Origin of the sequence: Cytobacillus sp. FSL K6-0129 (assembly GCF_038007625.1) — a bacterium.
Lineage (GTDB): Bacteria > Bacillota > Bacilli > Bacillales > Cytobacillaceae > Cytobacillus > Cytobacillus kochii.
The window spans coordinates 25,287-48,250 of the sequence record NZ_JBBOXM010000002.1 but is presented as its reverse complement, the minus strand read 5'-3'; the positions used below and the strand labels follow the sequence as shown (position 1 = coordinate 48,250).

The 22,964-nt window shown below is 34.3% G+C and carries 27 protein-coding genes and 2 pseudogenes; 18 read left to right on the top strand and 11 right to left on the bottom strand.

Annotated features, from left to right (window positions below; translation table 11 throughout):
- Positions 1-964: 964 nt before the first annotated feature.
- The 3 genes from MHI57_RS24430 to MHI57_RS24420 all read right to left on the bottom strand — a co-directional run bounded on the left by MHI57_RS24430 (position 965) and on the right by MHI57_RS24420 (position 3,588).
- A complete protein-coding gene (locus MHI57_RS24430) occupies positions 965-2,080 on the bottom strand; it encodes a DUF418 domain-containing protein (protein WP_340978807.1) in 1,116 nt (371 codons plus the stop codon).
- A 53-nt stretch (positions 2,081-2,133) separates the two neighbouring features.
- Positions 2,134-2,808 (bottom strand): YqeB family protein, encoded by a 675-nt coding sequence (locus MHI57_RS24425; protein WP_340978805.1) that lies wholly within the window; start codon positions 2,806-2,808, stop codon positions 2,134-2,136.
- A 171-nt stretch (positions 2,809-2,979) separates the two neighbouring features.
- Complete coding sequence (locus tag MHI57_RS24420) at positions 2,980-3,588, bottom strand: TetR/AcrR family transcriptional regulator (RefSeq protein ID WP_340978803.1); 609 nt, start codon at positions 3,586-3,588, stop codon at positions 2,980-2,982.
- 184 nt (positions 3,589-3,772) lie between these two features.
- On the opposite strand from MHI57_RS24420, the pseudogene MHI57_RS24415 reads away from it, so the two are divergent.
- The 3 genes and pseudogenes from MHI57_RS24415 to MHI57_RS24405 form a co-directional block, all read left to right on the top strand.
- Positions 3,773-4,183: pseudogene (locus MHI57_RS24415) on the top strand (Tn3 family transposase); the annotation flags it as partial.
- A 205-nt stretch (positions 4,184-4,388) separates the two neighbouring features.
- Complete coding sequence (locus MHI57_RS24410) at positions 4,389-4,673, top strand: hypothetical protein (RefSeq protein WP_340978801.1); 285 nt, start codon at positions 4,389-4,391, stop codon at positions 4,671-4,673.
- 96 nt (positions 4,674-4,769) lie between these two features.
- The gene (locus tag MHI57_RS24405) at positions 4,770-5,453 is read left to right on the top strand and encodes a hypothetical protein (protein WP_340978799.1); all 684 of its coding nucleotides are present in this window, start codon (positions 4,770-4,772) and stop codon (positions 5,451-5,453) included.
- A 174-nt stretch (positions 5,454-5,627) separates the two neighbouring features.
- Here the strand turns inward: MHI57_RS24405 and MHI57_RS24400 are convergent.
- Positions 5,628-5,825 (bottom strand): annotated as a pseudogene (locus MHI57_RS24400) (transposase); the annotation flags it as partial.
- Positions 5,826-5,829: 4 nt separating this feature from the next.
- On the opposite strand from MHI57_RS24400, the gene MHI57_RS24395 reads away from it, so the two are divergent.
- From MHI57_RS24395 to MHI57_RS24375, 5 genes are all read left to right on the top strand, one after another.
- Positions 5,830-6,543 (top strand): tyrosine-type recombinase/integrase, encoded by a 714-nt coding sequence (locus tag MHI57_RS24395; RefSeq protein ID WP_340978798.1) that lies wholly within the window; start codon positions 5,830-5,832, stop codon positions 6,541-6,543.
- Positions 6,533-6,919 carry a DUF6262 family protein gene (locus MHI57_RS24390; RefSeq protein WP_136381325.1) on the top strand — a complete coding sequence of 129 codons (387 nt, stop codon included), beginning with the start codon at positions 6,533-6,535 and terminating at the stop codon, positions 6,917-6,919. Before MHI57_RS24395 ends, MHI57_RS24390 begins: the two co-directional genes overlap by 11 nt.
- A 169-nt stretch (positions 6,920-7,088) precedes the next feature.
- A complete protein-coding gene (locus MHI57_RS24385; protein WP_061792571.1) occupies positions 7,089-7,550 on the top strand; it encodes a VOC family protein in 462 nt (153 codons plus the stop codon).
- A gap of 283 nt (positions 7,551-7,833) precedes the next feature.
- The gene (locus MHI57_RS24380) at positions 7,834-8,001 is read left to right on the top strand and encodes a heavy metal-binding domain-containing protein (RefSeq protein WP_340978790.1); all 168 of its coding nucleotides are present in this window, start codon (positions 7,834-7,836) and stop codon (positions 7,999-8,001) included.
- 228 nt (positions 8,002-8,229) lie between these two features.
- The gene (locus MHI57_RS24375; protein WP_340978788.1) at positions 8,230-9,018 is read left to right on the top strand and encodes a hypothetical protein; all 789 of its coding nucleotides are present in this window, start codon (positions 8,230-8,232) and stop codon (positions 9,016-9,018) included.
- 296 nt (positions 9,019-9,314) lie between these two features.
- Here MHI57_RS24375 and MHI57_RS24370 read toward each other — a convergent pair whose 3' ends face one another.
- A complete protein-coding gene (locus MHI57_RS24370; RefSeq protein ID WP_340978787.1) occupies positions 9,315-9,947 on the bottom strand; it encodes a hypothetical protein in 633 nt (210 codons plus the stop codon).
- A gap of 625 nt (positions 9,948-10,572) precedes the next feature.
- Here MHI57_RS24370 and MHI57_RS24365 point away from each other — a divergent pair.
- The 6 genes from MHI57_RS24365 to MHI57_RS24340 all read left to right on the top strand — a co-directional run bounded on the left by MHI57_RS24365 (position 10,573) and on the right by MHI57_RS24340 (position 15,626).
- Complete coding sequence (locus MHI57_RS24365) at positions 10,573-11,310, top strand: membrane lipoprotein lipid attachment site-containing protein (protein WP_224938899.1); 738 nt, start codon at positions 10,573-10,575, stop codon at positions 11,308-11,310.
- 359 nt (positions 11,311-11,669) lie between these two features.
- Positions 11,670-12,002, top strand: coding sequence for a hypothetical protein (locus tag MHI57_RS24360; protein WP_224936468.1), 333 nt, complete (start codon positions 11,670-11,672; stop codon positions 12,000-12,002).
- Positions 12,003-12,419: 417 nt separating this feature from the next.
- On the top strand, positions 12,420-12,917 hold the full coding sequence (locus tag MHI57_RS24355; RefSeq protein ID WP_251162847.1) for a hypothetical protein: 498 nt from the start codon (positions 12,420-12,422) through the stop codon (positions 12,915-12,917).
- A gap of 393 nt (positions 12,918-13,310) precedes the next feature.
- Positions 13,311-13,793 carry a hypothetical protein gene (locus MHI57_RS24350; protein WP_251162848.1) on the top strand — a complete coding sequence of 161 codons (483 nt, stop codon included), beginning with the start codon at positions 13,311-13,313 and terminating at the stop codon, positions 13,791-13,793.
- A gap of 767 nt (positions 13,794-14,560) precedes the next feature.
- Positions 14,561-15,004 (top strand): JAB domain-containing protein, encoded by a 444-nt coding sequence (locus MHI57_RS24345; RefSeq protein ID WP_340978824.1) that lies wholly within the window; start codon positions 14,561-14,563, stop codon positions 15,002-15,004.
- 130 nt (positions 15,005-15,134) lie between these two features.
- The gene (locus tag MHI57_RS24340) at positions 15,135-15,626 is read left to right on the top strand and encodes a hypothetical protein (protein WP_340978783.1); all 492 of its coding nucleotides are present in this window, start codon (positions 15,135-15,137) and stop codon (positions 15,624-15,626) included.
- Positions 15,627-16,162: 536 nt separating this feature from the next.
- Here the strand turns inward: MHI57_RS24340 and MHI57_RS24335 are convergent.
- From MHI57_RS24335 to MHI57_RS24325, 3 genes are read right to left on the bottom strand one after another with little or no spacing between them, the layout of a single operon-like run.
- Complete coding sequence (locus tag MHI57_RS24335) at positions 16,163-16,372, bottom strand: hypothetical protein (protein WP_340978782.1); 210 nt, start codon at positions 16,370-16,372, stop codon at positions 16,163-16,165.
- A gap of 15 nt (positions 16,373-16,387) precedes the next feature.
- Positions 16,388-16,579, bottom strand: a complete 192-nt coding sequence (locus MHI57_RS24330) for a hypothetical protein (protein WP_340978779.1) — start codon at positions 16,577-16,579, stop codon at positions 16,388-16,390.
- 26 nt (positions 16,580-16,605) lie between these two features.
- Complete coding sequence (locus tag MHI57_RS24325) at positions 16,606-16,935, bottom strand: hypothetical protein (RefSeq protein ID WP_340978777.1); 330 nt, start codon at positions 16,933-16,935, stop codon at positions 16,606-16,608.
- 143 nt (positions 16,936-17,078) lie between these two features.
- Between MHI57_RS24325 and MHI57_RS24320 the strand changes: the two genes are divergently transcribed.
- From MHI57_RS24320 to MHI57_RS24310, 3 genes are read left to right on the top strand one after another with little or no spacing between them, the layout of a single operon-like run.
- A complete protein-coding gene (locus MHI57_RS24320) occupies positions 17,079-17,735 on the top strand; it encodes a SprT-like domain-containing protein (RefSeq protein ID WP_340978776.1) in 657 nt (218 codons plus the stop codon).
- A 37-nt stretch (positions 17,736-17,772) separates the two neighbouring features.
- Positions 17,773-18,258 carry a hypothetical protein gene (locus tag MHI57_RS24315; RefSeq protein ID WP_340978774.1) on the top strand — a complete coding sequence of 162 codons (486 nt, stop codon included), beginning with the start codon at positions 17,773-17,775 and terminating at the stop codon, positions 18,256-18,258.
- Between the two features lie 27 nt (positions 18,259-18,285).
- Positions 18,286-18,648 carry a hypothetical protein gene (locus tag MHI57_RS24310; protein ID WP_340978773.1) on the top strand — a complete coding sequence of 121 codons (363 nt, stop codon included), beginning with the start codon at positions 18,286-18,288 and terminating at the stop codon, positions 18,646-18,648.
- A gap of 143 nt (positions 18,649-18,791) precedes the next feature.
- Here MHI57_RS24310 and MHI57_RS24305 read toward each other — a convergent pair whose 3' ends face one another.
- The 3 genes from MHI57_RS24305 to MHI57_RS24295 are packed head-to-tail and all read right to left on the bottom strand — an operon-like array spanning position 18,792 to position 20,575.
- A complete protein-coding gene (locus MHI57_RS24305; protein ID WP_340978771.1) occupies positions 18,792-19,001 on the bottom strand; it encodes a hypothetical protein in 210 nt (69 codons plus the stop codon).
- A 40-nt stretch (positions 19,002-19,041) separates the two neighbouring features.
- The gene (locus MHI57_RS24300; protein ID WP_340978769.1) at positions 19,042-19,422 is read right to left on the bottom strand and encodes a hypothetical protein; all 381 of its coding nucleotides are present in this window, start codon (positions 19,420-19,422) and stop codon (positions 19,042-19,044) included.
- A complete protein-coding gene (locus MHI57_RS24295) occupies positions 19,403-20,575 on the bottom strand; it encodes a ParM/StbA family protein (protein WP_340978822.1) in 1,173 nt (390 codons plus the stop codon). The genes MHI57_RS24300 and MHI57_RS24295 overlap by 20 nt, the downstream gene beginning before the upstream one ends.
- A gap of 597 nt (positions 20,576-21,172) precedes the next feature.
- On the opposite strand from MHI57_RS24295, the gene MHI57_RS24290 reads away from it, so the two are divergent.
- Positions 21,173-22,606, top strand: coding sequence for a primase C-terminal domain-containing protein (locus MHI57_RS24290; RefSeq protein WP_340978767.1), 1,434 nt, complete (start codon positions 21,173-21,175; stop codon positions 22,604-22,606).
- The last annotated feature ends 358 nt before the right edge of the window (positions 22,607-22,964 follow it).

Genomic DNA, 22,964 nt, shown 5'->3' with positions numbered 1-22,964 from the left:
AACAAACGGGCGCGATTGTTGAGCAACACAGGTAGAAAATGATCAAACTTTTTTATAAAAACCAAACTTAAATCTGCTAAAGAAGAATCCTTTTTGATCAATCTTTTTTTAAAATGGATTCTTCTTATTTATCGTAAAATAAGGATTTACGAGATATTTTTGCTCAAACTTTATTTCAAAGCTACAATTCAATTTGTTTTACCAATCAAAATCAATAAATTCTAGCTGACATTGTAAGGTGACCTACCTTAGTTCAAATGAATACTTCTAAATTAACGTCTCTACTTAAAAAGTTGGGGCGTTTTTTGGTGTAAAGATGAACAAATGAAAAAAGATTTCGGAATTGTGTTATACTTCTTAAAATCGTATTTTGTTGGAGGGCAGGATGGATCAGGTTGGAAGTGTCTTAAAAGAATAATTATGGTGTAGACATTACAGGAATTTTGCCTCAGCAGGGTGGTTGGGCATCACTCGCTTATAAAGTGTTTAACAAAAATCAAAGTATATGAAAAAGGCAGAGCTTCCACTCCTAAGTTGACTGCTCCTATTGGGGAAAATGCGGATTTACAACGTTAAGGAAATTTTCAATATTAAAAGCCTAATTTCTCAATTTAAAGTGAAGAAATTAGGCTTTCATTGCTCCATTAAAGCGCCCTTTTGTGGAAGATCTATATTAATGGAATTAAAAAGCTGTTCGTTTCAAGGAGAAACTTTATTTCGATATACATCAACCATTAGTCTTAATACTCACCTTTCGTGAAGCTCACGAGATGGAATATTTTCACTCTTTGAAATCCACATTTTTCATAGCATCTTATAGCCCTCGTATTTGTTGTTTAAGGGCCATAATTACTGATCGCTTTTTTAAGATGGGGCAAGAATTTAATCTAGAGGTAACAAATAATGTTCCAATTCCTCCAATTCAATATTTTACTTTATTCATTAATAAACAAACAATCTTCCTTTAAAAACGATTTACCAACCTTCTTAATAACGCATCTGCTGGACCCGGTACTCTTTTATTTTCTAAGAATGAGGCAATAATCACACCAGTTATCCAAATTACTATCGCAGTAATGATGATTTCAGTATATCCTAGCTTACTACCTAATCCAAATGCTACTGGAGATAATAGAAGTACTAACAAGGCTTCTTGATACAAATAAAAGGTTAGTGACCTTCTTCCAACAGTAGTAAGCCAGTTAGTTATTTTAGGTATTAATTTTGGTGCGGCTATGCCAAATAGTGCAATTAAGGAGGCATATCCAATGCCACCAGCTATACCTGTTACTATTTGCAAAATATGCAATGCTGCAAGTAATTCATCAGACATATTCAATAAACCAACAGTAGTAGCAGCTAAAGGACTGGCCCCAATTACTGAAATGAGAATACCGGTTAAAGCGATCCTTCTCAATTTCAATTTATGTTGTTCTGGGTGAGAAATCCATGTCTTTCTCTCTACTAGCACGCCTAAAAGGATAACAAAAAGGAAGGGAAAAAATAATAGTTGAACGAGAACAGTAATTGGAAATGCAATAGCATTTTCTATCACCATCTCTAAGTAATTAACATTTGCTTCTTCAAGTGATAACTCCTGAGACAAAGAGAGAAACCACCATCCAACTGAAATGGTTAGAAACGACAGTACACCAATAACAAAAAGAGCTTTTTTCTTAAATCTTTCCGATTTAAAAATCAACCCTTCTATTAATAGTCCAGCTAGTCCATAAAAAGCAATAATATCTGCTCCACCGATAAATACTAGATGTATGAAGCCAAATAGGATCATGAAGAGAGAGCGTCTACGCAATAAACGCTTTGACTCATTTACAGACAACCCTTTATCTAGTTGACGTTTAACCATTAGTGCTATTCCAAACCCAAATAGTAAAGAAAACATAACAAACGCTCTACCATCGACAAAGGTCACTACAAACGCCTTAAAGAATTGATCTAAGATTGAAGGTTCATTAGCTCCCTCTTTCAATTTGTGAAAAAGAGGGGCATGAGCTACAGCGATTAGCAACAGCATAAAGCCACGGCCAATGTCCGGTGCTAAGTAACGATTTTTATCCATATAATCCACCTACATTTACACTAAATCTTCTTTTGTCTTTTATAAATACTTGTTTAGCCTTGAATCTTTCGTACATATTGATCCTCACCCTGATCTTTCACAATTATTCCTAACTCATTTAAGTCCATTTTTAAATTTTTTGCCTTTTTCTTATCTCCTTCTCTAATTGCATTTCTACGATCATATAAGATATCATAGGCGTTTTTTCCAAATGTATGATCTTCTAGAGTCCAAAGATTGAATTGATCTACATATGGGTCCTGTTCACTCCAAGGGTAGTGATGGTTCAGGAAAATATCTCGTATTTTTTCCTTCTTAACGTCTGTCTTTTCACTCAAAAGTTCTTGGCCTTTATTACCCGTAATGACGACTGTATTAGCCTCCATAAAGATATTTTTTATCTCAGATTTTCTAATTTTCTTTTCTTTATCATCTTTATTGATCAGTATTTCTTGATCTCCTACGATCATTTTCAACGCTTCACTATAGACCGTTAGTGATAATAGAACACCTATAATTCCACCTACGGACATCAAGATAATAGATACCCAGAAAAGGTTGAATGAAAGTAAAAGCTCAATGACTTTTTGATCGGAAAAGATAGGTATTCTTTTTATGAATTCCAGCAACTTTGGAAGGAACCACCCTATCATTCCTAACACAATAGGAAATAATACGGTAATCAATTTTTCCAAGAAACCCATACCAATTGTTGTTGTATTTTTCATTAAGGTTGTTACCTCCAACATTTTAATATTTAACCTAAGATTTGTACGGTATTTTGACATTTGCAACAAGAAATTATTCATGACATAGAATCAAGTTTAGATAAAGTAATAAATTGTTCTAATAGCCAATTAAACTTTAAAATGTATAGCCTTTAATTTGCAGACTTGGCTCTATTTATGTATCATGACTATTTTTGTTACTATTTTAATCAACTCATCCTTATACTTCTCAAAATTAAAGGAATTCTTATGTTTAAGCATACTTTCTTCAATTGCTCCTTGAATTAGGACACAGATCATTTCAGCATCGAATTCATTAGAAAATTCTTGTTTCTGTTGTCCCTCAATTAAAATCTCTTTGATAAATGTATTTAATGGATCCTCTTCTTCCTCATTATCTACCCTATAGTAAGGAATCCCTTCTTCATTTTGAGCATTAAAGACAATTTCAATTAATGCGATATTATTTTTATAGTTAGCTACTTGATAAGCCAAACTAGCTTCAATATATGCTTCTAATTGCGAAATAGGTGTTTCTTCTTGAACCACCTTTCTGCTAATAAAATCCAATTTTTTGTTAAGCAAGTACAGTAAAGTTTGACTGATCAAATCCATTTTGTCAGAAAAATGATATGAAATTAATCCTGTACTCACTTTTGCTTTTTTAGCTATTTTAGTTAAACTGACATTTGTATAACCGAGTTCCTCAAGTGTGTCAATGCAAGCTTGAATAATCTGTTCTTTTCGTGCTTCAGCAATAAAAGATTGTTTGTCTCCCAATAGAATCTCCACCTAAAATTATATTGATTGTTCGTTTTTAAAATTGGTCGTTCAATCAATTTTATTTTCACACATATTTCTTATTCCTGTCAACACCAAAGTGATTCGCCAAATGTTTCGTTGGTCAATATAGAGTTAAAATCACCTAATTATGAATTTAGATATTTACCATATAACAGTTAGAGCTTTACGTGAGATGGGCCGAATAGAAAAAACAATCTTCATTTTGAATTATATTTCGGATGAATCATTAAGAAGAAAAATACAAAAAGGATTGAATAAAGGAGAAGCCATGAATGGACTGGCAAGAGCTATTTTCTTCGGAAAACAAGGAGAGCTTAGGGAACGAACCATACAGCATCAATTGCAAAGAGCCAGTGCTTTAAACATAATTATCAACGCCATTAGTGTCTGGAATACTCTACATCTGACAAAAGCAGTTGAATACCAAAAGGGGTTAGGTAATTTTAATGAAGACTTGTTACATCATATGTCTCCTTTAGGCTGGGAGCATATCAATTTACTAGGAGAGTACCGTTTTAATTCTGAAAAAATGGTTGCGTTAGATTCTCTAAGACCACTAAAACTGTCTTAACGTTGTTAAAAATGGGGGAATCGTCTTGGAAATGTGCTTAGCGTTGTAAATCCGCATTTTCCTGACGCTACCCCTGTCTGAAAACGTGTACCTTTGTGGACTTCGAGGGGGATAATTAAAGCTATAGTGATGAAAAGTAAAAAAACTGGGAAATCGATATTTTGTGCTATAATTAAAAACGTGTATTTATAAAGGAGGAGATATTATGCAACAAAAAAGCGAATTACCTACTTCTAACCACTTTTTGAAAATAGTAAAAGTGCTAGGGGGTATTTTCACTATTGCTTTTGTAGTGGTTGGGCTTATTTATCAATTTGATCTTAGTGAAAATTTATCTTTTAATTACTTCAGATTGTTTTTAATATTATCTCTAATTTTCGTTGGTTTAAATAGTTATTTCAAAAAGAATAAAGCGTCATTAGCACTTTTAGGAATAGTATTCGTTACATACTTAATTTTAGATTTTGGTTTTGAGATTTTTCCAAAATAAAAAAATATTTATAAAAATGTAGTTTTTTTCCTATTTTACTAGTAAAATGTTAATTATATTCAGAAAATATAGAATATAAAAAATAGTAGGGGAATTATGAAGAAACTTTTAAGTTTAGGGCTTTCAACTGTTATGGTTTTAAGTCTAGCAATTCCGGCTAATGCGAGTGAAAATGTTGTATCGAATGATCAGCCAATTGAAGTAGACACCCAAGAGAAAACTGTTGTTATTGATGATAATAGTGTTTTCTTGGAAATTGATGGTGTTGAAGTTGAATTTGTAGGTGGCGCAGAACAGTATAACGCTGATCCTGGTTATTTAGAAGAAGCTGTTAAACAGGCAGATAGTTTAGTGGAATCTAGTAAGAACGAGAATGTGTTTACACCTTTTGTTATCCCCGATCAAGGCTCTGGCGGGCGTTGGGGTGGGACTTATAATAATTACTTTGCACACAATGTCTATAATTCTGTAAAATATTCTATTGCTGCTGCTGTCGGCTCGCTCGTAGCATTGGGAGGATTGGTTTTATCTCAAGACACAACAACGGCTGCTATTACTGGGGCTTTCTCCGGTGTGGTTGCTGCTGCTGTCGTTGATACTGCGGGACCAGATTATACAAGTACTTATTATCTTGCTAGCTATAGTGCGTATTACAAAAGAACAATTTATAAGCAGGTAACTAACATATATAGAAATGCAGGAAGAACAGATTTGCGTTCTATTAAAGTTAGTCAACCTTTAGATAAAGTAAATAATAGCTTCTTTAGAGCAGCACGATAGATATTTATTTTCAATTCCAAAAAGACTCCTAGACGGTCATAACACAAAAAAGAGCCGATTAATCGGCTCCAGCTTGTAGAGAAACCCTATGTTTTTCTCTACAAGCTTTTTTTCTTGGGTCAAACTTTTGATATAAATCTACCGTTAACCATAGAGAAAAAGGTTCTCACACACCTAGCCCAGCCGGGCTAGGTGTGTGGCAATCTTCTTCATGTTCTGGCAGGCTGCTGTGAGTAACACTTGTTCGCTCACATTAGCCTTACCCCTCAACCGGCAGTAGCGAAGCCCATGCAGTTCTTTTGAATCTGCAAAGCTTCGCTCCACTTTTTCTTTTCTGTATTTATAAAGCATTTTTCCTGCCTTAGATAGGCGATTTGTGCAGCTAGAAGGTATCCGAAGAGGACGACCCTATAATTATTATGACATTCGCAGAAGTTTGAAGCGCTTTACTGGAGAACAAAAAATAGTTGACGATTCAGGAAAGCCCTTTTTTATCAAAAATCATGCCTTTCGGCATACCAAGGGTGTAGAGCTTCTTAATAACGGAATGAACATATTGCATGTTCAAAAATGGATGGCACACGCTTCCCCAGAAATGACCTTGCATTATGCAAAAATTCTCGATACTACCATGCGTAATTCTTGGGAAGAAGCTACAAAACAAGGTATTTTTCGGGTTGACATTGAAAGTAAACGTCCAGTTAAAATTGAACTTTCGGATATTGAGAATGAAGATATCATTGAATGGGAATATATACGCCATAATTTAGACGCTGTGAAGATGGAGCTTGGCTATTGTATGAAACCTATTAAGCAGCCATGTCCCACTCAAGCGAACCCATGTCTGTCTTGTCGTAATTTCTGTACTACACCCGAATTCATTCCCCAATTTGAAATGGAAATTACGGAAGTTAAAAATGTAATTGAGCGAGGCAGGGCTTTAGGGCGACAAGTATGGATAGATAAGAATCAAACCACTCTAGATCAACTAGAGCCTATTCTAGAAACTTTGAAAAATGGTACAACTCATCATTTTGCCGGGAAAAAAGGTCGCGAATATATTGGAGAGGAACGCACTCATGAGAAGTAAGCATATTAGAAATACCGAAGGTGTAAAAAAACATGCCCAGATGAAAAGCCAAGAGGCGGCTCAAAAGGTAGACAAGGCTATTCAAAGTCTTATCAAAACGAAGGCTAAAATTAACTTTAATCAAGTTGCCATGGAATCAGGTGTATCTAAGGCTTTTCTCTATAACAATCAAGAAATACGGAACCGAATAGAAAGATTACGAAAGCAGCAAGAAGGGTTAAATACACCGCAAACCATAAAACGTAATATGACGGATGCCAATAAAGATTCGCTTATCGTAGCTAAAAATAATCGAATAAAAAAACTTGAAGAAGAAAACAAACGTCTGAAGGATGAATTATTGAAATTACGTGGTATGGTCTATGACAAATTTTAAGAATAAGAACTTTACTATTGTATCGGTTTTCCTTAGTGTGCTAATGGATGTTTGTAGAGTAAAATATAATCATTCTTTATTCTACATATAAAGTTGTAGAGAATTTATAACTATTCTCTGAAGTAATAAATTTATATGGTTGTATTATTAATACAAGGGGGTTTTATTAATGATTAAAGGATTATACGAAGCACATTTACCAGTAAGTAATTTGAAAAGGTCTATCGAATTTTATAAAGAACTTGGTTTAGAGTTTGACCACAGCGTAGAGGATAGTTTGGCATTTTTATGGATTGAAAAAAATAAAAGCTGGTTGGGCTTATGGGAAACCGATAAGGTAGAACTTGAATATCATCCTTCAATAAGACACATAGCATTTCAAGTATCGTTAGAAGGATTAAAAAATTCGGTTAGTTGGCTCAAAAGTAAAGGATGTGAACCAAGGGAGGCTTTTGGCTTTGAGCCAGTAGAACCTTTTGTAATGGCACATGATAACTATGCTCACGCTAAAATTCATTTTAATGACCCTGATGGTAATAGTTTGGAATTGATTTGTAAACTCGAAAATCCTAATAAAATAACAAAACGGATGTATTTAAGTGAGTGGGAAAAATTAAATACAAATAAATAGAAAAAGTAGTTTTTCAAGCTACCGGTGGCGTTAATTTATTTTTATAAGACATCATAAATAATCAAACTTATTTAAACCTTTACATCGAATATATGTAAATGATGTGAGAACCATTGATATTCTAATAGTTCTCACATCTAAGTTAAGATAACCGCATTTTTCTGACGCTACCCCAACAGGAGATATTAAAGAAAAATATGAGATATTAAATGTTTACTATACTTATGCTACATCTCCTATAGAAGATAAAAGATTCATCAGGTTTACAAAGGAAAAAGACGACATGATTATAAAAGCTTTGGATAAAGTTAATTTAAATTTGATAGAATACGCTGAAAACATAGGAGGAAATGGGATTATCCATCTTCGTTATGATACTAAATTTTTTAATCAAGATAAAAATGTTATGGTTACAGGATATGGAACTGTAATTAAATTGATTGATCAATAACCACGAAGCAGCCTTAATGGCTGCTTTATTATTTTTAAATCAAAAATCATTTAAATTTAAAGATATTATCCCGTTTGAAAGAAATTAATTTCGTCTCAGAGCCAATCTGAAGCGTAGTTAATTTCTTTTTATTTTTTATATTCAAAATACAAAAAATGTTTTGATAAATAAAACCAATTCCATTAAAGTAATTTTGTGGTTAATTATTTTAAGGGAGAGTGGTACTATTTGAAAAAGTTGTTTAGTGTTTTCATGTTTTTTTCTATCCTATTTATCGGCAATGCTGTTCTTGCTGAAGAACCAGAGGTTATTCCAGATGTTGAACCTGAGATACTAACTACAGAAGAATTTAATTACTTATTACAAATTGGACATACATCAGAAGAAATAAATGAATTGCCGATTGAGGTAGCTAAACAACTTGTTCAGGATGAGGCTACTATTGAAGATAAAGGAGCAGTGGACGCAGACTTTGATGTTGCGGGTACTATCCCATCTAAAACAATGACCTTATATGCAACTGCTTACAAGGTAACTAGTGACCGAACAAATGATGATAAATTTTTTATTTATGGTAATTTTAAATGGCTTAAAACTCCATCGAATAATCTTGTAGACAAAATGACTTTTGGCTTTCCTTCAAGCGCAGGGTTTTATTTACCAACTAGTAGTGGAAAGGTGACACAGCATCAACATAGATATTCTCAAGATCAACAAGGTAATGGAAGATGGATTGATTATGCATTAAAAACAGCACCTAGTGATTGGGCAGCGAGTTCAGGAGTAGCGGGTTCATTTGATTTAAGAGCTTCTACTAGTAATACAAAACATAAAGGCTTTATGAGCCAGTATGTTTATGTACCTAAATCTAAAAATGGTACTATGAATATTAAAGTAGAGTATGGGCATAAGCGTGTATCAGGCACACCAACTGTGGGAGTATATCCTCCAGGTTTGGGTATTACCCCTGGTTCTACAGTAGATACAGTTTCATATGCTCTAACTGTTAAGTATTAAGAAAATAGGTCTGAGAATACGGTTCTCAGACCTATTTTTGATTTGTTTTGAAAGGGTTATAATATTGTCATAAATCTGAATTGGTGGTGAATTTATGAAGTTAGTTTTTGTGAATTTTTCTTTAGTCTTAATCATGTCGGCTGTCCTATTTTTTTTAATATCGTTTTTTTTGAATGTATCAACTGATATTATGTATGCAATAGCTCTTTTAAGTGTCTTATTAATTCATACTTCATTAATTATTGCTTTGTTAATAGTAAGAAGGTAGGTTAAATAACTAAAAATTGTAGTGTAATTTACTCTTTTTTGTTCAACCAATTATTAATGGCTACTTTTACATTCGTGGTTGTATCTTTTACCTCGTCAAAAATAAAGGACAATAGATTGAACCACGATATTTCTTCGTTGTAAGGATTATTCTTATTTACATACTTCATAACACGTTTTAATTCATCCATACGTGAGGGATCGAGTTGCTCATGCAAGAATAATTTCACCATGGCATTCAATAAGTTCGCATTCCGTACGCTGGCATCTAGTAATAAAGCGGTTGCTTTGGATGGTGTGACGTCTAAGGCGTCAGACAGCTTGCGAATGTCCTCATACGTCAATTGCGTGAATCGAACCGAGACCCGTTCATTTTTAGGCGATTGATACTTTCTTTGTAGCGACTCCCTTTCGAGTTGTCCAAAGAACCTAGTTTTGAAAAACTGGTAATCTCTTCTGAAATATTGAGACAAGTATTCCATGACTTTTCTCGACTGCAAACCTTTCTCACAAAGTATTTCTACAATATCTTTTACTGGTTGATTGGTGATATAAGACAATTGATAAATACAATTTTTTAAGTCAATGGAAATCGTCGGTTTGATATCTCTTTTTTTATCTGAACGTGTTTGTCTTTTCTTTTTCTCCCCTTCTTTCAACAAAACAATCCCCTCTTTTCGCTTGGTTTGCTTTAGAACAGTGTCATAGTGTTCTAGATTTATTTCATGTATATGAGAGATAGAGAGGAGGTATGTTTAAAAAGATTCATTGTTGACCAAACTTTTAGTAAAAGAGATTTAGGGAGGAAAAGCCGAATGGAATTGACCAAAAAAGAAGCAGAAGAGTTAGCGAAAAAAATACGTGAGAATAGTAAAAAACATGGTATTCCATTGAAACCGAAGAAAACAAAAAAAGCAAAATAAACAGCAATCCTTTCGTTAATGACCGCCACCTTAAGGTGGTTTTTTTCTTAAGAAAAAGGTCGGCAATAAGGGAAGTTGGCGAGGAATTATGCATGTTTCCATTCATTCTTTAAAAAGAACAAATCGTGCTTTATCAATGAATTTTTGAATGTATATTTCATGGCCAACAAAAGCGCAAACGAAAAGCCAGTTCCCACAAGGATTCTGGCTTTTTGCAATTGCCGATAATAAGCAGTTATGTCTACTAAAATGTATGGGTGCTGTATATTTATTTGTCAAGAAATTATCCTTTTTAATTAGACCTTTAAGCTATAATGAAATTAAAAACAGATAGGTAGATTAAAAGGATAAGGGGATTAGAAAAGTGAAAAAAGCTATATTTATTACAGTTGCTTTATTTTTGTTAACGGGGTGCGGAGATGAGGAAGGAAAAAAAAAGAAAGTAGAAGCGGGTGAAGAAGTCGTCACCGAAGTGTCCCAACCTGAAAATACCGAAAGTAAAGAAATCAAACCTGATACAAAATCAATTGAAGGGGAAACCGAAGACGGTAGAGTGATAACAGCGTATCACTGGCATGATATCGAAGCGATGCCGAAAGCGGAAACGATACTGGAAGCGGTAGAAACGATATACGGAAAAGACCGTTATTATTATGAGGATACGAAAACAAAAATAGATTTAATGAAGCATATTTTTGAACCAGATAATGAAAAGCGTGGGTTTAATTATGAAATAGATGGAAAAGAAGAAGTGGTTTTTTTCAACAATCAATTTAACTTTGATTTAGTCATTGATAATAATGTAGATATGAGAATGGAAATGATAGACTTTATTCATTATCTGAAAGAAAGTAATTTGATTTTAACGGAAGAACAATTGAGAGATAAAGGACTTGAAAGACAATTTACTTATCAAATTCGATTATTCAACGAACGATTACCAGGTGAAAATTATAGTCAGCCGTCTATTTATTGGATGGTTAAAGCATCATCTTTGCTAGAAATGGACTTCTCAAACAAAGAAGGCATTTATAAAAAAATATATAATTTCGGACAATATGAGGGACCCTATCCGAGCGTTGACGAACAAAATCAAGAATAATAAGGAGGACTAGGTGTGGATTTAAAATAAAATCGCGACGTTTGTAAAAAAGATGCGATGTTTAAAACAAAGTTGCGATATTTATAAAAAAGATGCGAAGATTTACCCCTTTGAATATGCATTGTCCGAAGAGGGATTTTATGGTAAAAAATAACATGACGATATTCAACAATCGGGCCATTTAATTGAATAAGGCTTATTAAACAAAGGGGTGCAGTTAAGCTTAATAAAATCGGATAGCTATTCGTATATATAAGTAAAGCAAGGTTAAAGGAGGGGTTTAGATTAAAAGATTTTTATTTTATTTCGTTTCCACAGTTGTTATGGGATTTATTTTTTACTTAGGAGTGAAGTATCAAGTGAGGTTACATGAAGAACTTAGAAATTCGTTTAATCTGTTGCCTTTTTTAATATTTGCTACTATATTTCCTATTGCTATCGGATTGTTATTACGATTGCCTAAATTGATTATAGAGATTAAAGAAAAAAAGCAATGGTCGTTTGATTGGATTAAGGTTGCCGCAATTGGAATACCATCACTATATATAGCAATGATACCAATTTTGTCATTATCTACTTCTTTTGAGAATTTGTTATTTGCAAAAGAGTTGATCTTTTTAGGTGATACTACATTGACAACAACAGCTGGGATTGTTTCTGGTTATGTTTTATTTGATAGTTTAAAAAAATAAAAGCTTTTCAAACATGCGCTTTTCTGAAGTAAGAATTGTGTTCTTTTGTGAAAGGAGCTGATTTTTACGGAAGTTTTGATTTCTGTATTAGGCGAATTAATAATCGGTATCATGCTTTCTTACTTTTTTCTTGATTATAACGGGTGGACCATACATCATATGGGGAAAAACGGCGAAGTTATTAAAACTATAAATGAATTAGATTTAAATTTATAAAGAATCTTCATTTAGCAACTTTATGTTACCCCATCCTACAGGAGGGGGGATGTGTATTTCAAGCATTTAACTTAAACAAGGTAATATAACCTTACATTCCCTTATTGCGGGTGATGTCAGCTTCGCTGGTACTACTCGATATAATAATCCTTTTATTCCTAATTTAGTATATAATTAGTGTAAAAGGAGGGAATGATCAATATGAAACGAATCATCTTATTTACAGTTACATTTATGTGTTTGTTTTTTATCTCAGCATGTTCAGAAGATAGTAATAGCAGCAGTAACGCAGATGAAAAAGAAGTTAAAGAATTTTTAAGTCAATATAAATCCTACCAGTATACAATCGAAGATCCTAAAAACCCCCCTACTGCTGATGAAATAGGGGGAAAAGTGAAACCTTTCTTATCTGATGAAGAATATGAGAAACAATTTGCCAATAGAGCTTTCGATATACCTGCTGAAGTTGCATCTAAAACAAATAACAGCATCGCTTTAGATGATGTTACTCTTGAAAAAGTCGAATCGGAAGAAGAGTCAGAAAAATATAAATATACATTACATTTGATTTTTTCTGATAATGGTTCTGAAGAATCTATAGATAGAAAAGGAGAAATAACAGTCACAACTAACAACGAGATGAAAATAACTCGCGACTGGGAAAACCGTAATAATGAAATTGATGATCTAACTTTTTAAAGAAAACTTAATTAGCTAGAAAAGTAGTATACAAAGTATAGAAAACCGTCCTCGTATGAAAGATATTACGTACTAATAATATTAAAGATGTAGAAAAATATTTTAAGCCTGCCCTAAAAATTGAATAAATATATCTTCCTCAATAGGGCGCGTTTCTTGAGCAAGGAATACGCCTTATTTAATGAATAAAAGGATTGAGTTATATTTGTGAATTTTGAAATAATTGTTATTAAGCAATCGGCTACGTTTATTTAGGTACGTCTCTTTCTCGTGTAAGGGCCATTAAGGGAAGGAGCTTTCCTTGAGGCTGGATATTAATGATATTATATGCATGATTGTAATGGTCACAATAATTAATTAGGTTCTAAATTCTAACTTTTAAGGAGTCTCCTTATGAGAATAGATTCAAAAAAGAGAAGAGTACAACAAAAATATAAAGAAATAATTGAGCTTAAAAAACAAGAAAGAAAACACACTATTGAAGTGTTAATAGCTATTTTTTTAATCGTTTTTCTTTCTTTTCTGAATGGAGAAAATGCCAACGTCTTTAATTTTAATTCATCTGCTGTTGAAGTTGGGCACCCTGAGAATAAATGGATAGAAGTTGTTTCAAAAATGGATGAAAAATTAAAAGTGAATTATGCTCAATATACGGGTATAGCAATAGATTTCAATCCTAAACCTATAAAATATATTTTAAAAACTTCTATACAAGATTCAGATTTAGATAATGATCAACATTTAGGTGAATTGATTAAAGATGCTAATGCAATTATAGAATCAAGTAAATTACCCAACTTGCTTCAAGAAGATGAAACATACGAAATTATTGTAAGAGGAATAGATAACGATGAATTAGCCCGTAAAGGATTTTGAATGACAAGATTAAGTAATTGGTGCGCCAGTGAATCAACTAAAAGCAAAAGGAAAATCATTAATTTAATCTTCCGCAAACAGGCGCTTTAATTGAGAAATGAAAAAAGCCTAATTTCTTCACAGTTAATTGAGAAATTAGGCTTTTTGATATTGAAATTTCCTTAACGTTGTAAATCCGCATTTTCCTGACGCTACCCCCGTATGAGAGTTTTCGTTTGTATATTTGTATCCGTTCTTGAAAGATGTAATAGGTCGATTGGTGACGGCATCGAGCCTAACCAATCGACGTCTTTTCTTCAGAAAAGACGGAGCGCAATTTTTCTCGCTGGTAAGCCAGCTTAAAATTACTTATCGTACGCTTCAGGCTCCCTTATAGGGAGCCTTTTGCTTATGAGAAACGCCTGCGGGCATCGAGCCCTTGTCGTTTGCGGTCTATCAAGTACGCATAGACCGCTGGGTGTAGTGCCTTCTCCTTCCTTCGTTCTCCTCATTATAACAACTTCGCTTATGACAGATAGAAGGGCGGGCAATCAGGGAAAGAAAAGGGCAAAGCCAAGTAGGCTAAGGAGCAATAAGAAAGCAAAATACGCTTTCTAACTGCTCCTAAGTCATTGGGCTTCACTCCTTTTCTAACGCTCCCTCCCGTCAAGCATGGGAGGAAGCTACCCTTCTCTGGCAAGTCGGCTTCTTCGTAAGCCGACCCTTCCATCTGTTTGCGCGAATTGTTCAGTCCTTTCCGAACAAAGAAAGGAGAGAGGAAAATGAAAATGGAAAAAATTCTAGAAATCGTAAGCATTAAACAGGTAATCACAGAGGTGGAAGTGCTGGAATCAATGACAGTTCGTTCTCCAGAAGATGCAGCAAGAATAGCCGCAGCGTTTATTGGTGATGAAGACAGAGAGGTGTTCTTTGTCATGTGCTTAAACACCAAGAATCGTGTAGTGGCTGTGCATCGCTGCCACGTAGGAGGGTTGAACGCATCTATCGTCATGCCACGTGAGGTGTTTAAGAGTGCTATCCTGAATAATAGCGCATCAATCATTGTCTCGCACCAGCATCCGAGCCAAGACACGACTGCATCGAGAGAGGACATCGATGTAACAAAAAGGTTAGTTGAATGCGGTAAGATTTTAGGCATTGAGGTGCTAGATCATGTCATAGTCAATGAAAACGCAGACTTCTACAGTATGAAAGAAAAAGGATACATCTAAGCAGGAGGGAGAGCAATCTCCCTTTTTATGGTCATTTTCTCATAAAACAAAAACAATGCATGTTATTGTTTACTTAGTAAACAATAAATGATATACTTTGTTTACTAAGTAAACAAAGGGAGTTTTTTTAATGAAAAAAGCAACTGAAAAAGTCATTGAAAGTTTTCCTATGTTAGAAAGTAAAATTACAGCATATGAAAATGTACTTTTAACCGAAGAAGCTATGAATGGATTAAACGAGATCGAAAAGACTTTTTTAAAATTAATCTGGTTCTTTGAAGAGCCTGAATCTCAATCTTTTGATATAAGAAATCTCTATTTGCATCTTACTGATGAATGGCTTGAATTAGCATTAGAATTAATAACCGACTATTTTCGTGAAGAAACTTATTTAATTCATACAAAGCCTACTTTTTCTATTGTCAAAGAAGATGATGCATATTTGGGTATGAGTCAATTGGCAAATTACTTGACTGAAAATGGATTGAATTATAGTAAGCAAAGAATAAATATGGCTTATAAAAGAGGGAAAATGGCTGAACCCGATTTGGTTATTGCTGGTGTGAAGTATTGGTCTATTGAGACTGCAGAGAAGTTTCTAAAGGGAAACAAGTTATATTGATAGGTTGCTTCGTTTTAAGGAAAGTTCTAAGAGTCGAATTTAAAAGCAAGATGATGGGCGGCAGCACTACAGAAAGTAAATTTACGGCCATCTACTAAAAAGCGTGTAGATAGCCATAAATCAACATTCTGTACGTGTCACTGTGGCACTAAATGATCCGATAACAACGGCATGTACGGCTAGCGCCTACATTCCGTAAGTTCCTGTCTCCTTTGCCTTTCAGGCCGTACCCCATGAGCCGAAAACCTTTAACAACGTACAATAATGATTAAACCTTGGGCTTTGCCCAAACCCACCGGGGAAATCCTTCCCCAGACCCCGTTAAATCGGACTCCCCAACCCCTCAATCCTTGAGGGGCTCCCTCGCCGGTAGGCAGGTCAAAAGGTGTTGCCTTTTGACACAGCAAGAGGGTTTGGGTGTAGTGAGTCTATCAACTCCTTAATGCTCCCTGCGCTGCGGTCCGCTTACCGTTGACAGACGCCGTATATTAGCTTCTGTTCCTTTATGAGATAAATTATTAGTTTCAAAAAACAAATCAATCGTAATTCTTTAACCTTAGGTTACAATCCTCTACAGTAATATCTAATTTTCTAATCTTTTGTTTTAACGTCACTAAAACAATGGATGGAATGTCCTTTGATTCTTCTATAAACCTATTTACAATTTCTTTCTCTGCTAAAGCCGTATCCCTTTCATTTTCCAATTCCTTCACTCGTTCAGACATAAAGTCTTTAGAATGTCTCATTTAATCAACTCCGTTTTATTTTTGATTCGATCTGTGTTCAGGATTTAATAAATCTGCGAAGATAAAGGACCCTTTTGATTCGTAGTTTGCTACAAGGCTATGCAACGCCATTACAGCTAATTGGTTTTGCGACAGCCCTACCTCCTCCGACATCTTTTCTAATTCCTTTTTAAGTGTTTCTGGCATGTTGATGGGTAATCTCTTCATAGTTAAAACTCCTTTTAGTGTCTGTTTTAAATAGGTTCTTTGATTGGGGAAGAATCATAATTCTCGAATCTGCTATCACAGGTTGAACAGATTTTTATCCAATTAGGGTGCTCATCGTACATGGGCGTAAATATCCCTCCACAACTGCAAGCTTCACTATAATCAGGCTCTTCTGGTTCGTCAAATAACCCCTTTTGATGTGCCTGTTCCCATAAAAGGTCGTTTACTTTTTCTTTTAATTGGTCAATGGATTTTTTTAATGCAACTTCATTTTCCTCGAAATCTTTAATTTTACCTAGTAAATATTCATTCTGTTTTTCTAACTCAATAATTTTTTCCTTTTTACCGAAAAGCATACTATAAACCACCTTCCTTTTTAATGTTTCTTTAGTATCATTTTAGCACATAAAAAGCATCAAAACAATACTATTTGTCAGAATTTTGTGTTATAATATAGTTATAGCGATTGAATATTAATATTCAAAAAGGAGCGTTTGAAATGTCCAATATTAAAATAGCTACTGATGAATTGCACAATGCGTTTGAGTTATTAAATAAGACATTCTTTGATAATGGATTACCTAACCTCGCTATTACGATTCAATCAAGTGGAAAACGCAATTCAATGGGATGGTGTACAACAAAAGAAGTTTGGGGAGATCGTGACGGGAGAATCAAACTATATGAAATAAATATAGCTGCGGAATTTTTGGATTTAGACTTTTATGAAACTATGGATACATTAATGCACGAAATGGTGCACCTATACAACATCATTCATACTGTCCGAGATTGTAGTCGTGGTGGAACGTACCATAATAAAAAGTTTAAAGCCGAAGCAGAAAGACGAGGTTTTTACTTTGAATCAGATAAGCCAGATAAAAAATACGGATGGTATAACCCAAGATTAACAGAGGAAACAAAGCAGTTAATATCCACTCTTGATATTAATAAAAGTGCTTTTTTAATCGCTCGAAGGGGAATGGAATTACATCGTAATGAGGAAGAAGGTAATAAAGCAGAAGAACAAAAGGAAGAAAGGAAAAAATCTTATAAATGGGTTTGCCCTGGTTGCGACCTAATTGTTCGCTCTACGAAGCTTGATGTATCTTTAAAATGCTTAGAATGCAATGAAGAGTTGGAAGAAAGAGACTAAGGGAGAGGTTTTCTCTCCCCTGTATGGAGGTTGAAAAATGATAACTTGTGTGTACTGTGCTACTGAATTAAGTTCAAAATACTGCCCTTTTTGCGAAATGGAATTAAAGGAATATCAAATATCAAAGAATGGCAATCGCATGTCAAACACCATAGATTCAATTCCTGCAGAAGTAGAAATTTTCAAGGATACTAAAACCCTTATGGAGAAAGAAACCATTGAATTGTTATTCTTATTGCGTTATGCCAGAAAACACCGTTCTGATGTATATAATTTGCGTATAAACGTTCATAGGGCAACCAATCAAGGGAATGACATGCAAGAGTATGATACTTCCTCTTATAACGATTATGAGGAAGCTACCAGAAAAGTATGGGTGATTGAAAATATTATTAAGGAGCGTATAGGTTACTTCCCTAGTAAGGTGACTGAAAAATTCATTCATATTTATCTGGGCCGTATAAATCAATCTAACGAAAAGAAGATGAAAATTAAAGAATCATCGGTACAAGAAAATGCTTGAGTATAGCATTAGAAGGGAGGGAACTGTATGCATCCGATGAATAGTCTTTTTCCATTGTTGATAGGGTTATTTTTATATCTTGTTTTTAATCCTTTCTTCCAATCATTCGATCTACTATCTGTTTATTTCATTTGTGCTGTTCCAGCTGGTTGGTCAATGATTAACCGTTATAAAAATAATCCGACAGATACGCAGCTTATAATTCGCGAAATATATCGAGTGCGTTCTGATATATTCTTCGATTTATTTTTTTTAGCAATACGAAAGGGATTTAAGTTTTTTCTTGCTCTTATAATTGGCTGGTTAATTGCCCCTTATTTATTATTTGAAGCGATAACAGGAATTATATCAGCTATAAGAAAAATGAGAATTAAAGGAGTAGCACAATGAGGGTGATCGTAGCAGAAAATAAAATTACGAGGAATAAAAAAGGAGCTGGAAAGAAAGCTCCTTTTTCTGGTCAATGGCAGCACGTGTTAAAACAAAAAACCACCTTAAGGTGGTCTTGTGCTTTAGTTTCTAAAATATGACGCTTATTTATTTAATCGATTAATTACATCAGCCCAAAATTCTTCCGATACTTTTAATTCAAAGGCATCCAGTTCTTTTGTTTGTTTGAGCGAATCTAGGTTTTTAAGCATTTCTTGCTTCGTTTCAAAAACTCTTTTGATATTATTGTTTGGTTCGTTAATTTGCTCTATAACAATACCTTCGTCATTTTTATAGATTTCTAAAGTCCCCATTTTTATCTCCTTTATTTTAGGTTATTATCCAACTGTAAAATTAAGCAAAAGGGTCGTCGAAATCATCGAGACTCGACCATGCAGAGTTAGAGCTCTCTTCTTTTTCTCTTGGTTCTATTGTTTTTGTTGTCTCTTTTGTAATTACTTCTTTTTCTGGTTGTTCCTCTTTTTGTATTTCTGGTTGATATATAGGTTGCTTTCCATTAGTTGATGAAAGATCAAAATTAATCTTTCTTGGCATTACTTCTGCAACATCTACAAAGCCTGTTTGGTTGTAAAGTTGTTGAGCTGCATATAAGAAGAAGTTAGATAGGTCGGATTGTTTGTTAATCCATTCTACAAATTCAGGTGTAATATCGCGGCTTAAATAAATGTTTATCCTATCTCCTTGCTTATATACCTTATTTCGAGTGCGTGCCACTTGCAGTTACACCTAATTCTCTTTCTTTCTGTTGTTCGTACCTTGGTGAGCATGTATATACGAGTAAGCCGCGCGCATTTACAAACATAGGGTCTTTTAAGAATGTAACGTTAGTCATACGATCCTTGGATTTTAGAATTGGCTGCAAGTAAGGTTTAAGTATTGCTGCTCCACCGCCATAGATAAACACAAAAGGGTCATCCTTTAAATCGTCAATCTTATTTATAATCGAGCTGCTAATTTGTGTTGATAGTTGTAACAACCCTGTTTTGGATTCTGCAACTAGATCATTATGACGAGGATGTTCAGGGTCAAAGTAGATTTCGTTAAATTCTGCCATGCTATCAATGGATTTTCTAGGATTATTACGATTCCAACGCTTGATAATTTCATTAATAGTAGATTTAACCCCGAAATTCAACCCTTCTGAAAGTTTAGGGTTATATTTAACGCCTTCTGTCACAACGATTTCAGTTGTGCCAGCACCAATATCAAAATGCAAGAGGGTTTTATTGGTGAAATCTACTTTCATAATTTTATCGCCAATTTCTATTTTTCTTTCTGTAACTTTTCCGTTTTCATCAAAGACTACACCCCAAGCTGCGGCTGCGCCTTCAGGTAAGCATTTGCAGTATTCGATTTTTAAAGTGACATAAACATTCCTTCCTGATGGATGATGGAAGATAATTTCGTGTGTACCCATAAAACGAGTAGCGTTATTTTTGGCACTTTCTTGTGTGATTGTATTTACTGGTAAGGCAACAGATAGATCATAAGAAACTTCAATATTATCTTGCCCGTAATTCTTTTTGATTGCGTCGATGGCGAGCCCAGAAAGTGTCACAATAACAGGAATTTCATCTTTAGATTTATCGGACTTTTTTTCTAATTCATTTGGTGTAAGGTTATCTTTTAAAACTTTTTCTCCTATTATATATCTTTCTCCATTCCTTGTTAGAGCTTTAGAGTTGATAGTTACATCAATATTTTCTAATAAGTCATTAGCTGCAATATCATCCATGTCCATTAATTCAGTTGTTTCGCCCATGTAATAAGAAAAAACAGTAGGAATTGTTATAGGGTCTGTATCCTTTACCCAAAGTTTTAATCCGTTGTTCCCAGCGTCTGCACCAGCTTTTAAAATCGTCATCAGAAAAACACTCCTTAATTGGTTTATTTTGCTATCTTAAGTATAGTATACATTTATTTTAATACTCTGGCAACACATTTTATGTATTTTATGCGCACAAAATGCGTAAAAAATAGTGTTTTTTTATATTCTTTATACATATAATATATTATATTATGCGCACAAATAGCGCATAAAAAAACCGATTGGCTTCTTTTCGCCGATCGGAAGAATAGTAGACAAACAAAAAAGTTTTATGTATAGTTATAGATAATTCTAAAATTTACTAGTCTAAGAGATTTTTTATAATAAAAATACAAAAACAAATACATAAAAAAACAAGTAAAAAGAGCCGTGCTGTCAACACCGCTCTTTTAGAAATAAGCTAGCTCCACGGCAACCAACCTCGATCTAGCTTTGATAGGTAAATCATGATGCTGTCAACATCATGATTGTTCTTATTCATATATGTACTTATCATATATGAAATTTTGGATAATTGCAATGTTTTTTGTTCGGTAAAACCTAACAAAATTCTGCATCTTTCTCTATCAAAGTTAAAGGTTTAGGACCGCTACAGGGCAGCTTGTGGCGGTCTTTTTGTGTGGAGAAGGAGAAGAAATGAACGCATTAAGAGAGATTTATAGAGATCAACTAACAGATTTACCAAAAAAACAAATAGATAAGCAGCAAAGCGGTTATAACAGTCATTTGGGTTGGGTTTATGTTTGTAATACGTTTTACGAAAAGCCTAAAGCTGTGCGTACATATCGCTCCTTATTTGGTGCGACAGAAGCTTATACATATTACACACCTAATACGTTTTACCGCAATGATCAACGTCATGAGGGTGCTTTACGTTGGCTAAATGCTATGGTTGTTGATATAGATGCAAAAAATGGATACAACCAGGGCGGGCTTTTTCTTCCTGATGTATTGGATTCTGTAAATGATGCAGGACTCCCCATGCCTTCTTTAGTTGTTTCAACACCTTCAGGTGGTTTTCACCTTTATTGGTATTTGAATAGCCCTAAAAGAGCTTTTCCAAAAGTGACAGCTCATTATAAACGAATTCAAATGAGTATTGCTGAAGCTTTAAATGGCGATTTACAGGCTGTGGGAGCAGAGCGATGGTTTCGTATGCCTACCGAATCAAACATTGTTTATCAGACTGATAGTCGTATTAGTTTTGATAATCTATGTGACTGGTTATCTATTTATCAAGAAGAAAAAGCAGAAGAAAGGAAAGTAACTTGTGTAGGTGTAGATGGATTACTACAACATCCAGCAATCAAAAAGCTTTTAGAAGGCGTATCAGAAGGTCAAAGAGATAACACTTGCTATACGCTTGCTTTGGCATACAAAGCGAATGGATACAGTGAAAATGAAACAGAAGGTTTTTTGCAAGAATGGAATGCTTTAAATGAGCCACCCATGCGTCAATTAGATGTTAAAAGAAAAGTAAAAAGCGCATTTAAAAAAGATGCTCCGCATGGCCCGTCATCTTATTGGATTCGCTTGCTTTCAGGTATGCCATTTACTTATCAAACATGGGAGGAAGCAAAACCAAGAGAAGAACGTACATATAGCCATTTTGATGAATGGAAAGAAGATATTATTAACTATTTAAAAGCCAAAGGAGGAAGTGTATCTGCTGCACAAAGAAAGATTGCTGAAGAGGTTAGGTCGTCATCAAATGAGAAAAAAAACATCCCGTATACAACTTTTAAAAAGATTATAGAACACCTTGTTCAAATTGGAATAATTACAAAGAAGATAAAAGGAAAAGGACGTGCTGCGGAAACCACTTTAACCCTTATTAAGAAAACAAAAGTCATCCCTTTCCAACGCAAAAGGGAACAAAAAAGAAATGGGTCCAATTCAAATACATTTATAGATCAGGTGGTGGGTGGGTCAACTGGTTTGTTTTTGCTTTCTAATAATTCTTTATCTGGCTCTTCAAAATTTCTTGAGGAACCAGCTTCTTTACTATTGCCTTCTGGGAGAAATGGACCACCTAAAAACAGGAAAAATACTGGTGTATATTGGGAATAAGGCCCCTTGTATATAATTTCCAGTGTGTTATGATTAAGGCAATTAATCATATAATCAAATATTAAATAATACTAATCACCACTTTAAGTTATTAATTAATTGGTTTGGGTGGTTGAGCGGTGTCCGGTCCTGCCAAATGATCACGGCTAGGTGAATCGTTTACCCGTGATCATTTGGCAGGACCTTAGATATTTAACCCACTTACCTGATTTCAAATGTTATGTAGTGGTAGGGGGGAGTGGTGAATAGTAAGTAAGTGAGAGAGAGTAAGTAAGTTAAGTAAGTAAGAGAGAGTGAGTGTGGGGGGAGGTAAGTGGGTAGAGAGTTAAGTTCAAGAGAGTAAGTTCAAGTAAAGGAG

Coding starts and splice junctions, on each gene's coding strand:
- MHI57_RS24350 (WP_251162848.1), top strand. CDS start 13,311: ATGAGAATAGATTCAAAAAAGAGAAGAGTACAACAAAAATATAAAGAA.
- MHI57_RS24315 (WP_340978774.1), top strand. CDS start 17,773: ATGATAACTTGTGTGTACTGTGCTACTGAATTAAGTTCAAAATACTGC.
- MHI57_RS24410 (WP_340978801.1), top strand. CDS start 4,389: ATGCAACAAAAAAGCGAATTACCTACTTCTAACCACTTTTTGAAAATA.
- MHI57_RS24325 (WP_340978777.1), bottom strand. CDS start 16,935: ATGCTTTTCGGTAAAAAGGAAAAAATTATTGAGTTAGAAAAACAGAAT.
- MHI57_RS24330 (WP_340978779.1), bottom strand. CDS start 16,579: ATGAAGAGATTACCCATCAACATGCCAGAAACACTTAAAAAGGAATTA.
- MHI57_RS24380 (WP_340978790.1), top strand. CDS start 7,834: ATGATTATAAAAGCTTTGGATAAAGTTAATTTAAATTTGATAGAATAC.
- MHI57_RS24385 (WP_061792571.1), top strand. CDS start 7,089: ATGATTAAAGGATTATACGAAGCACATTTACCAGTAAGTAATTTGAAA.
- MHI57_RS24290 (WP_340978767.1), top strand. CDS start 21,173: ATGAACGCATTAAGAGAGATTTATAGAGATCAACTAACAGATTTACCA.
- MHI57_RS24430 (WP_340978807.1), bottom strand. CDS start 2,080: ATGGATAAAAATCGTTACTTAGCACCGGACATTGGCCGTGGCTTTATG.
- MHI57_RS24355 (WP_251162847.1), top strand. CDS start 12,420: ATGAAACGAATCATCTTATTTACAGTTACATTTATGTGTTTGTTTTTT.
- MHI57_RS24305 (WP_340978771.1), bottom strand. CDS start 19,001: ATGGGGACTTTAGAAATCTATAAAAATGACGAAGGTATTGTTATAGAG.
- MHI57_RS24335 (WP_340978782.1), bottom strand. CDS start 16,372: ATGAGACATTCTAAAGACTTTATGTCTGAACGAGTGAAGGAATTGGAA.
- MHI57_RS24345 (WP_340978824.1), top strand. CDS start 14,561: ATGGAAAAAATTCTAGAAATCGTAAGCATTAAACAGGTAATCACAGAG.
- MHI57_RS24320 (WP_340978776.1), top strand. CDS start 17,079: ATGTCCAATATTAAAATAGCTACTGATGAATTGCACAATGCGTTTGAG.
- MHI57_RS24310 (WP_340978773.1), top strand. CDS start 18,286: ATGCATCCGATGAATAGTCTTTTTCCATTGTTGATAGGGTTATTTTTA.
- MHI57_RS24405 (WP_340978799.1), top strand. CDS start 4,770: ATGAAGAAACTTTTAAGTTTAGGGCTTTCAACTGTTATGGTTTTAAGT.
- MHI57_RS24340 (WP_340978783.1), top strand. CDS start 15,135: ATGAAAAAAGCAACTGAAAAAGTCATTGAAAGTTTTCCTATGTTAGAA.
- MHI57_RS24390 (WP_136381325.1), top strand. CDS start 6,533: ATGAGAAGTAAGCATATTAGAAATACCGAAGGTGTAAAAAAACATGCC.
- MHI57_RS24425 (WP_340978805.1), bottom strand. CDS start 2,808: ATGAAAAATACAACAACAATTGGTATGGGTTTCTTGGAAAAATTGATT.